The organism is Microcystis sp. M165S2 (genome assembly GCF_020245885.1).
Classification (GTDB): Bacteria; Cyanobacteriota; Cyanobacteriia; order Cyanobacteriales; family Microcystaceae; genus Microcystis.
The window spans coordinates 1-11587 of sequence record NZ_JADBTZ010000357.1; the positions used below are offsets into that span (position 1 = coordinate 1).

Here is an 11587-nt window from a genome sequence, read left to right on the forward strand (position 1 = left end):
CATGAGATTTTTTCGACTTGTTCAAAGTGGCCGTCCGGCATTCGGACACTCAAAATGGACGGGTCGGAAAGCGTAAGACTTCTGTTAAAGAAGCAGCATCCCGGGTCGCGTCAACCCCGTTGACGCGACCACCCTAAAAAAGTGGCGTGGTGAGGAATCGCCGTCCGTTTTACGGCGGCGAGGATGTCAATATGGTAATCCTAACGACTTTCTTGGCTCCTCCCTTCCTCAGAATTGCTTTTGGTAAGACGGAAGCTGTTCCCGAAACCCTAGAAAGCAAGGATTCGGCTAATCCTATTCCTTAGTTTTGCGGGTAAAATCTGATTTTTTAGACGAGGCTGAAAATGCTTCAGCCTTTTTTGTCATTGATCACCAGTCATACTAAATCCGTTGAGTATAGGCCACTGATAAGGACAGGCAAAAGGCACTTATGCAAAAGGAAAAATGGGGAATAGATGATCAGTTTTTAATAACCAGATTATAAACTATGACACAACAAAAAACATGGGTGGGGATCGATGTCAGTAAAGATGTTCTAGATATCTATCTGCTACCGCAAGGTCTCAGCTGACAACAACCCAATAGCGAGCTACAAGATATGGGATCACTTTCTGGCTTTGCGGATAGCACTCCCTAGTATTAAACCCCCAAGGATAATATAAACAAGAACACTGCTGGATTCTGGAGTCGTTCTTTTAGATGCAACACGCATCTGAATAAGAACATCATCGTCATCATCATCTACAGTGAAAGATGCAGCGTCATCAAGATGAGCTAAGAAGATATTAGTACCTAGTAACTCAAATGTATTTCCTCCGAAACCAAGGCTATTATCTAGATCTGAAAAAACTATTTGTGAAGCAATATCTGTGCTTCCAATTGTAGCGAAAAAACTTTGACCATTCCAGTTAGTTATAACTGCCAGTGGAATTGGTTGATCTGGATTAAAAGACCCCAAAAAACCTCACTGTTTGTTGATGGATTATTCGGCAATCCTGAAAGAACTGGAACAAAGTTTTCTGAAGTAGTCCCAAGACCAAACTCAGAATTGGCACCAGCACCACCTCCTAAGGATTTAACGTAAATATCAACCTGATCAGGAAATTTAAACTCTGCTGCACTGCTTGGATTGGGAATACCGCCAACGAATAAAGCAATAGCAAAAGTAAATAAGGGATATTTGGGGTTGCAGGGATTGAACATTTTTGTTGCTCCTCAAAAATTAATTCTTTTTTTGTTGTTCGTTATTTTTTGTTCCTTGAGAACAAGGTTCATGCTTTTAGTTTGACCAGTGAGCAAAAATTGCCCAGTTGTCTGGAACAGGCGAACCAAAAGATTCGCCCGCCCACTCCCAACTAGTTAAATAAGCTGAACATCTAAAGAGACAGCAAACCCTGCGGGGCGATTTTCAATGGTTGCGAATTGTTGCCCAAGAAAACTTAACCCACCTGTTAAGCTATTGTAGTTAAATTGGCTAAGGCTACTAGCAGTAAATCCGGACTTACTGATTTGGATGACATCGCCCTCTATCCACTGAAAATCCTTGATTACGTCAACTCCTTCTAGAAGAGAACCGAAATAAAAGGCATCGGCACCAGTGCCGCCAGTGAGGATATCATTGCCATAGCCGCCATAGACAAAATCATTCCCAGCGCCTCCTAATAGAACATCGTTGTCGGCTCCGCCAAAGAGATAATCAGTGTTGTTTCCGCCTGATAAAGTGTCAGCACCTGCTTCGCCAATGAGCAAGTCACTACCGTTTCCGCCGAAGACATTGTCATTTCCAGCGCCGCCGAAGAGGTCATCTGCACCATCTCCACCATCAATGTAGTCGTTGCCTATTCCACCGTCGATGTAGTCGTTGCCTCCTTGGCCGTAAATGCTATCATTCCCTCCATTCCCGTAAACGGTGTCATTACCGAAACTGCCGAACAAGAAGTCATTATAAATTGTCCCGTTGTAAACTGGCATTAGCTGTAAACTCCTGTGAATTAATTAAGTTGATGATTCAAGTCAAACATTCAGATCAAATAACATTCAATAGATACTGAATAACAAATTGGTATCAGCCAACAACTATAAATCACTCTAAATAGCTCTAAATAACCGTACATAACTTTAAATAACAATTAATAACATTGCTTTCTCTTTCTCATAAAAATATTGACAAATCAGAGGAAATGATGTAATTTTTAAATATCTCTATTAATTTTTTGATTATTGTTGAACTAAAAATGGTTAGTATTACTGACACGATAGGAACTAAAGATAAAGAACTATTGCAAAAAGCATTTCTAAACCGTATCTTGCAAAATACTGGTTTGATAAAAAATAAAGATCATAGTTGTTTATTTCAACTTCTATATAATCCAAAAAATCAAGATAAAAAAAGAAGTGAAATTGTCGAAATAATGAAAGATAAGCATAATCTTCATTATACGGAAGCAACTATTAATGAATATGCGAAAAGAATTAGGAGAATAATGGTAGATGTGTTTAAACAAGCGATGATAGACGATGGATTAGAATTAAGTGTCAATTTAATTACTACTAAATATGAGAAGAAAGGAAAACCTCAGAATTCAATTGAACCTCATCAAGTGACTTATCAATGGTTATGGGAGAAAAAATTCCCTCGGATGGGTTGGGAATTAGCAAAAGAAGTTGCTGCACCTGCTTGTAATAAGTTAACGATGCTGGATATTAATGAAAATTTTGAGGCAGAAAAATCACATAATGGAGGAGCCTCAAACGGGAGTTCAAAAAGGGGTCTAGTTATGAATGGTACTGTAATTAAGCCAGAGCCAGATAAGGGTAATTATATTTATCTTAACAAGCCCCATTATTTATGGGTTAATTTACCTGACAATGGTAAATATTTATTGTTAATTAATGAGACGGTAGAAGGAAATTTTTATCTCTTTAGTCCTTCAAGAGCATTTGCCTATGTTCCTTATACTAAGCTGTCAGAAGGACTTCGTTTACCTCCGTCTGAAGGACTAGCTCGATTTTTCCAATATGATGCAGTAGGAGATGAATATTTTCTGGCAATTGTCACAGAGCAACCCATTGAGTTATCTTGGGTTAATGGGGAATCTGACCCTACAGATATTATTTTAAGTCAAGAGCGTCTTGATGAGATATTTGTTAAATTGGGTCAACAGGGTAATAGTGAGGTGTTTTATAAGCGGTTTAAGGTGGTGGAACAAACCATTAATTACTCTGATCAATCAGCAACAATAATCAACAACAAAAACTTAGTTTATTAAAGGAGGATAGTAACATGAATCAATCCATAATTAACCAGATACAAAAGTATAACCAAACCATAGAAATGCTATATCAACAGGGGCAATATGAGCAAGGGATTATCTTCGCCCAACAAACCTGTGATTTAGCCAAAAGTTACTCACTAACTAATGAGCCTATTTATGCTGATTCTTTGAATCTTTTAGCCGCATTATATCAGTCAATGGGACAGTATAAGCAAGCTTTACCTCTCTCTCAACAAGCTCTCGAAATTCTTGGTAAAAGTTTAGGTACTGACCATCCCGACTATGCTCATTCTCTGAATAACTTAGCCATATTATATCAGTCAATGGGACAGTATAAGCAAGCTTTACCTCACTCTCAACAAGCTCTCGAAATTCGTGCTAAAATTTTAGGTACTGACCACCCCGACTATGCTGCTTTTCTAAATAACTTAGCTGTATTATATGAGTCAATGGGACAGTATGGGCAAGCTTTACCTCTCCATCAACAAGCTCTCAAAATTATTGGTAAAATTCTAGGTACTGACCACCCTAACTATGCTGAGTCTCTATATAATTTAGCCGTATTATATAGGTCAATGGGACAGTATGAGCAAGCTTTACCTCTCTCTCAACAAGCTCTCAAAATTATTGGTAAAATTCTAGGCACTGACCACCCCGACTATGCTGCTTTTCTAAATAACTTAGCTGTATTATATGAGTCAATGGGACAATATGAGCAAGCTTTACCTCTCCATCAACAAGCTCTCAAAATTATTGGTAAAATTCTAGGTACTGACCACCCTAACTATGCTGAGTCTCTAAATAACTTAGCCGTATTATATAGGTCAATGGGACAGTATGAGCAAGCTTTACCTCTCTCTCAACAAGCTCTCGAAATTACTGGTAAAATTCTAGGTACTGACCACCCTGACTATGCTACTTGTCTGAATAACTTAGCCCTATTATATCAGTCAATGGGACAGTATGAGCAAGCTTTACCTCTCTCTCAACAAGCTCTCGAAATTCACGGTAAAATTTTAGGTACTGACCACCCTAAGTATTCTACTTGTCTGAATAATTTAGCCCTATTATATCAGTCAATAGGACAGTATGAGCAAGCTTTACCTCTCCATCAACAAGCTCTCGAAATTACTGGTAAAATTCTAGGTCTTGACCACCGTGAATATGCTACTTGTCTGAATAACTTAGCCCTATTATATCAGTCAATGGGACAGTATGAGCAAGCTTTACCTCTCTCTCAACAAGCTCTCGAAATTCGTGGTAAAAGTTTAGGTACTGACCACCCTGACTATGCTAATTCTCTGAATAATTTAGCCGTATTATATAGGTCAATGGGACAGTATGAGCAAGCTTTACCTCTCTCTCAACAAGCTCTCGAAATTCACGGTAAAATTCTAGGTACTGACCACCCTGACTATGCTACTTGTCTGAATAACTTAGCCCTATTATATCAGTCAATGGGACAATATGAGCAAGCTTTACCTCTCTTTCAACAAGCTCTCGAAATTATTGGTAAAAGTTTAGGTACTGACCACCCCGACTATGCTGCTTCTCTGAATAATTTAGCCATTTCATACACAGCAACCAACCACCCAGAAGAAGCACTAAAACTGATGCAAGAAGCAGCGGAAATTGACTTAAAAACTATCTCGAAAATTTTTAGCATCAGCACCGATAAGCAACGCCTCAACTATCTTGCACAAAACTACTATAAAGTAGAAGCATTTCTCTCCCTAGTTTTCCGGCACTTTCCTAATAGCCCCGAAGCGGTACAATCTGCCTATAACCTCATCTTAAGACGGAAAGCGATCGCCACTGAAACCGCCATCCTGCAAAAAATCGCCCTATTATCCCAACAATACGCCCATCTTGCCCCCAAACTCCAACAATGGCAACAAATCAGACAACAACTCGCCAAACGCTGTTTTGAGCTACCCACCCCCGAACAACTCCCCTATTACCACCAAGAAATTAAATCCCTCGAACAACAAGCAGGAACCCTCGAACGAGAACTGAATATCCCCGAACTTAACCTAGAAAAAGAACTACTTAACGCCGATTTTCGCACTATCGCCTTAGAATTACCCCAAGGAACAACCCTACTCGAATTTATCCGGTTTAATAACCACAATTTCAAAGCAATTCCCGCTAACGGTGATGCTCTATCCTTTCCCCCTCGCTATCTCGCCTTTATCCTACCCGCCCAAGCCCCAGAACAGCTAACTATGATAGATTTAGGGGAAGCTGAACCCATAGACAAATTAGTGAAAGAGTTTCGGCAGTCGGTAGAAAACCCACGAGGATTAAGTGTTGCCGTATTTAAGAAAAAAGAGGATATACTGTCAAAAATTGAACTAAGCAAGCTTATTTTTCAGAAAATCAAGCCTTATCTCACCCAAGAATTAATTATCTGTCCCGATGGCGAATTAAACTGCTTACCCTTTGAAATCTTACCCACCGATAAAGGCGGCTACTTAATGGATGAATATCGCTGCAACTTCTTAAATGTAGGACGGGATATCCTGCGATTTAAAGCCAAAATTCCTGCGAAAGTCACCGCTCCCCTCGTTATCGCTAACCCTGACTATAACTTAGCCGGTTCCGAAAGCACGCCATCAACTGCCGAAAATAAGGAAAAATTCACCTTTAAACCATCCTTACGCGATTTAGCATCCTGTCGTCAAGGCCCGGTATTCCACTCCCTCCCCGGCACCGAAATCGAAGGGGAACAAATCGCTCGAATGCTCGGGGTTAAACCCGTTACCGCCGCCAAAGCTTTAAAACCCCTCGTCTCCAAAGTCCAAGAATCCCCGTTTATTCTCCATATTGCTACTCATGGCTACTTTCTCGGCGACATAACCCCCGAACTGGACACAATTAACCAAAACTTCCTGTTATCGGGTCTTTCCGCCTCGGAAAGATTCCAGGTCGGCACCCTGCAAAATCCCCTCTCGCGTTCGGGTTTAGCCTTTGCTGGAGTAAATACCATGTTAAACGGTGGTAAACTACCGCGAGAAGCCGAAGATGGCTTATTAACCGCCTTAGACGTGCAATCTATCAACTTAGCGGGGACAGAGTTAGTAGTAACCTCCGCCTGTGAAACCGCTTTAGGAGACATCTACACCGGGGAAACCCTCATCGGTTTGCGTCGTTCCTTCATCCAAGCCGGAGCGAAAACCGTCATAATCAGCCTTTGGAAAGTGGATGATGTGGCTACCACTATCTTAATGCAGTGTTTCTATTATTATCTCCTGAAAGCAAAACTTAGCAAAGCAGAAGCTTTGAGAAAAGCAAAATATGGCATCCAGCATCTCACCATCGGCAAAATGCGTCCTCTATGGCTGACCGAAGAAGCGATAGAATGGTCAGAAAAGCGTAGCAAAGGCGTTGCTACCCATTTACGAGAATTAAGTCAAAAATCTGATTTAGAACGCCCTTATGAAGCTCCTAAGTATTGGGCAGCGTTTATTTGTTTAGGGAATCCAGCCGGTCTTCCGCTTTTACCATTTTGACAGGCGAGCAAGGGACAAAATCTCAAAACCCACATTCCGCACCCTAAGAGGATGTTTGAAAAGTCAGGAGACCACTAGGGGTAGTGTAGAGATATAGATGTTCTAAGGGTAAGGAAGGCGACAACAGACCGAAAAGCCTATCCGGGAGACCTGACTTGATCGCAGGAATTTTAGACAGTCAATCGGTCAAAACCGCCACGATGACGATAGTTCCGGAATTTATCGGTTAGAAAGACCGCAGTTTCCCCGCGACCAACCCCATTCTTCCACTCCCACGGAAATTTGCGAACCGGGACGGACATCTCCTTTCGATAAGTCTATCAGAGTCACACTGACTGCGGCGAATAAACTGCCACGATAAATCGGTTGTCCTTTGTTGTTAGTATTTTTAAAACTAAGGCTAGAAACTTGGGGAGGTTGACCGGAACGCGTCCAGCGAATGCGTTCAAAACGTCCATTGAGAAATTCTGCCGAATAGGACCAACCGTTATTCATGCGACCTCGACAAAAAAGCTGTTGTGTGGCTACGGTAGCAGGAATATTGACAGATAAACTCAGAAGGCTGAATGAAGCGAGAGCGATCGGCAAAAATTTCATAAAAGTTGGCACTATAGCGTCAAATAATCCTATTATAAGTTTTTAGCTCGCAAATTTAACTATCGCAGCTGCGGTAAGTTCTGGTTTTTCGAGGTGGGGAACATGACCACAGTGAGGAATCCAGACCAGTTGATTATTGGGTAAGGCCTGCTGAAATATCTTCGCGTCTTTTGTGCCTAAAATTTGATCGTTTTCGCCCCAAATAATCAGCGTTTTTCGGTTTATTTGGCTTAATTTCGGCAAAAATCCCCCATAACCGCCACTTTTGGTAAAAGAGATTAAAGCCTCACTCCAGTGGGGACAATTCAGGTGCAGATTAGCACAGGTGCAAGCATCAACAGTGGCCAAAGTTTGATCAAAATAGGCGGTACGACTGATATTTTGACGCACGCGGGAATTGGCTAAAAAATTAGTTGCCCATCTATCGAGGGGAGAAAACATCAATTTACCCAAGACTGGGGGATTAGCTAGTCCTGCGCTGTCAATGAGGACTAATTTCGCCACTATTTCCGGGTAGGAGAGGGCAAAATCGAGGGCTACTGCACCCCCCATGGAAGCACCGACTAAAATTATCGGTTCGGCGATCGCAGTTTGCCAGAAATGGTAAAGATGGCTTTTAATAGTTTTCGGAGATACTTCCAAATCTGGCGATCGCTCAGTAAAACCGAAGCCGAGTAGATCTATCGCCCAACTTTCCCTATTTTGGGCGAGTAAAGGTAGTAAACGCCGAAATTCCAGCAGGGAACTATCAAAACCGTGTAGGAGGAGAAAAGGCGGTTGACCTTGCCCTTGTTGACTATAGGTGGTTAGGATCGATCGAGGATAGATAGGGCTATCGATGGCAATTTGCTGGATATTCTGGAGGAGAGCAAGGGAGGTATCTTCGCTCAATCCCTCGCTAACAGTGGGTAAAAAGTTAGGATAATTCACGGATGAGGGCGAAAGTTTGATGAGGCAACAGGCAAGGGGCAAGAGGCAAAAGGCAAGAGGTGTTTAGATATGTGTAGTTAATTAAACCTCTTGCATAATTAATTTTTGAGGGTTCAAAAACGGTAAAAATAAGGATTAAATTGCATAAAATCCTTAAATAGACCATTTAATTGATTATTATTCATTCTTAATTCTCCTGACTACTGACTACTGACTACTGACTCCCAACCCTAACAACAATTTTTGATTTTTACAAGAGGTCTATTGTCTCTAGATACAGATACTAATAGCTAATTTCGAGGGTGACAGCAGCGCGCAGGGTTTGTTCCCCTCCGATAACCGGGCTACTGGCAGCATCGGCACTCCGAAAAACCGCTTCTGAGCGGGCTATTGGCACGGGATTACCGGTATTACCCACTTGGATAGAAACCGTTTCTTTCGGCAATAAACCGAGGGCTTGTAACACGATTGTCGCCTGTTCTCTAGCTTGTTCCGTGGCTTTGATGAGAGCGGTTCTTTGGGCAGCTGCGATCGCTAATTCGCCAGCAGTAAAACTCACCCCATCGATGCGTGTTGCCCCGACTTTCACCGCTTCATCGATTAAACTCCCCGCTTCGGCTATATCAATCTGAAAACTAATCAAATTAGCCCCGATATAACCGATTAAACGTCTTTGATTGTTGCTGAAGTCGTAATTGGGCTGTAAACTAATGCCGGTGGTTTCCAATTTTTCCACTTGACGGGAACGGAGAAATTTAACTACCGCATCACTACGACTGGCGACTTCCCGCTGCACTTTCCCCGCTTCTTTGCCTTGAACTTCTACCCCTAAGCGCACTATTGCTTGAGAAGTGGCGATATTTTCTATTCCTTCTCCCGTCACGGTAATTGTCCTCAATTCTCTTGTGTTTGCGTAACTAGGCATAACTAATCCGGTGTTAATGAGGATAAGGGACAGCAAAAAAGCCAAGCAAAATTTTTTGTAATTCATCAAAAATCCCTAGCGATCGATACTATATTTCGATTCTAGCCTTTATTTTGGGCAATTGAGTGGAAGATTATCCCTTTTCTGTCACTTTCAGAATATTGGTGACTAAGCTCTGGGAACTTGAGAAGAGGCCTTTAAGCAAGATTGGTTCGTACACCGCTGCTATTGTACTTCATCTATCCGATCAACGCTGTTCTTGGCATCAACGGGCCAAAGAAGTTGCGTCCAGCCCTAAATGTCCTGCATTATCTTTAATTGAAACCTAGTTGATTAAAAAGATAAATTCTCAAAACTTGCTATGATCTAACAAGATTGTTACTGCACTTTCTCGGCTTAATTATCCACTTCAATGACTCGCCAAATTCACGACCAATTTGCCAAGGAATATTTAGAGGAACTCTTAGCGTCTCTAGGGACGATTAAAAAGAGCAAGAAAGTCAAGAGTGAAGTCCAAGAAATCGATGTCTGGTTTGAACCAGCCAGTTCAGCATCAAGGACTGAATTACCCTTGGGGTTACTGGGTAAAATGGCGGCGACTTGCTGCTTATTTGAACCTTTCCGTAACCCACCCTCCGAGGTAGAGATTCGCAGTTGCATCTCAAAGTTATATGCGGTTCATGGCGAGGTCTTGAGGAAGGCGAAACGGACAAACAAAACTCTAACTGAAGCTGAACTACCAGTTCTCTGGATTTTAACGCCTACTTTTTCAGCGAGAATGATTGAAGAATTCGTGGGAATCCCCCCTTCATTCCTACCGGAAGAGGGGATGAAAGAGGAGTGGGGAAAAGGAGTTTATTTTTCCCCTAGCCTGTTCAAAACAGGAATTGTTGCCATCCATCAATTACCAGTCAATGAGGAGACTTTATGGTTGAGGGTACTAGGGAAAGGAGGGACACAGAAACGAGCAGTAGAAGAATTAGTGCAATTGCCTGAAGGTAATCCTTTCCAAGAGAATTTACTGGAAATTCTGGCCAACTGGCGCTGCTAGTTTGGAATTAAGAGATAATTTAAGTACCGAAGAACAGGAGGACATTATGAACCTATCACCAGCTTATCTAAAACAACGGGAAGAGTGGAAACAAGAAGGGATACAACGAGGTTGTTTAGAAGGACAACTATCGCTGATAACCAGTCTTCTTGAAGGACGCTTTGGCAGCCTAGATACAGAATTATCTGGTCTGGTGGAACAGATTGTCCAACTTCCCGTCTCCGAACGCACCGGGTTACTTCTTTCTCTGGCGAATTTATCTCGCTCAGAACTGTTAGAAAGATTCAGGGAAAATTAAACTTTCAGTCCCAATCTCAAAAACAGACAATTAAAATTCCCGATCAACAATCATTTCCAAATCCTGAAGAACCTTATAGCGCTTTTCACGTTACTGAGGTATCGACAAGTTTTGCTAACAAAGGGTTTAAGCCCCTTGCCCATACCTCATTCTGATGAAAACTGCTATAAATGTCCTGCTTATTTTGCTAGACTAAAGAAGTCCCAATTCTTGATTAGCCTGAGATAGGAAGGATTATGGTCAATCAAATCAGCATTGTCATCTCCAAGAATCCCGACGGATATTCACTCAAATCTCCTGAATTAGCAGCAATTGATTACCAGGATAGCTCTCTAGAAGGCGTTTTAAATCGACTGAAAGATGCCCTGGAAACTCATCTGATGGCTTCTGATATATCTCAAGAGGAGACTGGAGAATCAATTTTAAAGATAGTTGATAGGTTGAATCTGAACTTCCCTGAAGAAGAACTTGAGCCGCTTCCATCTGACGGTGCAGAAGAGCATGACCATTATCTTTATGGGAGTCCCAAGAAAAGGCAATGAAACAAATTTTTGCCGACACTTTCTACTGGGTTGCTTTAATCAATCCCCAAGATAATTGGCATCAACGAGCCAGAGAAGTTACGTCCAGTCTCAAAAACGTTAAACTTGTAACGACGGATGAAGTTTTGGTAGAGCTACTGAATTTTATGTCAGTCCGGGGAGTAAATCGGAAGCGGCGTACTGTCGAATTTATCGATGATCTGCTCCAGAATCCCCGCCTTCAAGTCATTCCGCAAAACCGAGAATCATTCCTGCAAGGCTTCGAGTTATACCGCCGCCGTCCAGACAAAGAATATAGCCTGACAGATTGTATTTCATTGACATCCTCACCGCCGTAAAACGGACGGTGATTCCCAAACCTCACGATTTAGGTTTCTGCTTCTTTCCCTTGCGGGGTTCCGCACCTGCCTTAACAGATTTACTCTGTTCTGGTCTTATGGTCGCTCTACAGACTGAC

General features: G+C 41.9%; 11 protein-coding genes and 1 pseudogene. 6 read left to right on the forward strand and 6 right to left on the reverse strand.

The features are described 5' to 3' along the window. Positions 1-146 precede the first annotated feature (146 nt). Positions 147-305: a hypothetical protein gene (locus IM479_RS17695; protein ID WP_287687461.1), complete on the forward strand. Its 159-nt coding sequence runs from the start codon at positions 147-149 to the stop codon at positions 303-305. 299 nt (positions 306-604) lie between these two features. Here IM479_RS17695 and IM479_RS17700 read toward each other — a convergent pair whose 3' ends face one another. From IM479_RS17700 to IM479_RS17710, 3 genes are all read right to left on the reverse strand, one after another. After that, complete coding sequence (locus tag IM479_RS17700) at positions 605-958, reverse strand: hypothetical protein (protein ID WP_287687444.1); 354 nt, start codon at positions 956-958, stop codon at positions 605-607. Then, positions 913-1203, reverse strand: a complete 291-nt coding sequence (locus tag IM479_RS17705) for a hypothetical protein (RefSeq protein ID WP_287687446.1) — start codon at positions 1201-1203, stop codon at positions 913-915. The genes IM479_RS17700 and IM479_RS17705 overlap by 46 nt, the downstream gene beginning before the upstream one ends. Positions 1204-1359: 156 nt before the next feature. Then, positions 1360-1971, reverse strand: coding sequence for a calcium-binding protein (locus IM479_RS17710; RefSeq protein ID WP_287687448.1), 612 nt, complete (start codon positions 1969-1971; stop codon positions 1360-1362). A gap of 263 nt (positions 1972-2234) precedes the next feature. Here IM479_RS17710 and IM479_RS17715 point away from each other — a divergent pair, with 263 nt between their 5' ends. Further along, a complete protein-coding gene (locus IM479_RS17715; RefSeq protein WP_287687450.1) occupies positions 2235-3269 on the forward strand; it encodes a hypothetical protein in 1035 nt (344 codons plus the stop codon). Between the two features lie 14 nt (positions 3270-3283). Beyond that, the gene (locus tag IM479_RS17720; RefSeq protein WP_287699520.1) at positions 3284-6787 is read left to right on the forward strand and encodes a CHAT domain-containing protein; all 3504 of its coding nucleotides are present in this window, start codon (positions 3284-3286) and stop codon (positions 6785-6787) included. Between the two features lie 219 nt (positions 6788-7006). On the opposite strand, the gene IM479_RS17725 is transcribed toward IM479_RS17720, so the two are convergent. The 3 genes from IM479_RS17725 to IM479_RS17735 all read right to left on the reverse strand — a co-directional run bounded on the left by IM479_RS17725 (position 7007) and on the right by IM479_RS17735 (position 9305). After that, positions 7007-7384, reverse strand: a complete 378-nt coding sequence (locus IM479_RS17725; protein ID WP_287687454.1) for a hypothetical protein — start codon at positions 7382-7384, stop codon at positions 7007-7009. Positions 7385-7426: 42 nt separating this feature from the next. Continuing rightward, complete coding sequence (locus IM479_RS17730) at positions 7427-8314, reverse strand: alpha/beta fold hydrolase (protein ID WP_287687456.1); 888 nt, start codon at positions 8312-8314, stop codon at positions 7427-7429. Positions 8315-8597: 283 nt separating this feature from the next. Continuing rightward, complete coding sequence (locus tag IM479_RS17735) at positions 8598-9305, reverse strand: SIMPL domain-containing protein (RefSeq protein WP_287687458.1); 708 nt, start codon at positions 9303-9305, stop codon at positions 8598-8600. 346 nt (positions 9306-9651) lie between these two features. On the opposite strand from IM479_RS17735, the pseudogene IM479_RS17740 reads away from it, so the two are divergent. The 3 genes and pseudogenes from IM479_RS17740 (at position 9652) to IM479_RS17750 (ending at position 11468) form a co-directional block, all read left to right on the forward strand. After that, positions 9652-10588 (forward strand): annotated as a pseudogene (locus tag IM479_RS17740) (RpnC/YadD family protein). Between the two features lie 236 nt (positions 10589-10824). Beyond that, positions 10825-11130 (forward strand): hypothetical protein, encoded by a 306-nt coding sequence (locus IM479_RS17745; protein ID WP_002752790.1) that lies wholly within the window; start codon positions 10825-10827, stop codon positions 11128-11130. Next, positions 11127-11468: a type II toxin-antitoxin system VapC family toxin gene (locus IM479_RS17750; RefSeq protein ID WP_287687460.1), complete on the forward strand. Its 342-nt coding sequence runs from the start codon at positions 11127-11129 to the stop codon at positions 11466-11468. Before IM479_RS17745 ends, IM479_RS17750 begins: the two co-directional genes overlap by 4 nt. Positions 11469-11587: the final 119 nt, after the last annotated feature.

Coding starts and splice junctions, on each gene's coding strand:
- IM479_RS17705 (WP_287687446.1), bottom strand. CDS start 1,203: ATGTTCAATCCCTGCAACCCCAAATATCCCTTATTTACTTTTGCTATT.
- IM479_RS17710 (WP_287687448.1), bottom strand. CDS start 1,971: ATGCCAGTTTACAACGGGACAATTTATAATGACTTCTTGTTCGGCAGT.
- IM479_RS17715 (WP_287687450.1), top strand. CDS start 2,235: ATGGTTAGTATTACTGACACGATAGGAACTAAAGATAAAGAACTATTG.
- IM479_RS17720 (WP_287699520.1), top strand. CDS start 3,284: ATGAATCAATCCATAATTAACCAGATACAAAAGTATAACCAAACCATA.
- IM479_RS17725 (WP_287687454.1), bottom strand. CDS start 7,384: ATGAAATTTTTGCCGATCGCTCTCGCTTCATTCAGCCTTCTGAGTTTA.
- IM479_RS17735 (WP_287687458.1), bottom strand. CDS start 9,305: ATGAATTACAAAAAATTTTGCTTGGCTTTTTTGCTGTCCCTTATCCTC.
- IM479_RS17745 (WP_002752790.1), top strand. CDS start 10,825: ATGGTCAATCAAATCAGCATTGTCATCTCCAAGAATCCCGACGGATAT.
- IM479_RS17750 (WP_287687460.1), top strand. CDS start 11,127: ATGAAACAAATTTTTGCCGACACTTTCTACTGGGTTGCTTTAATCAAT.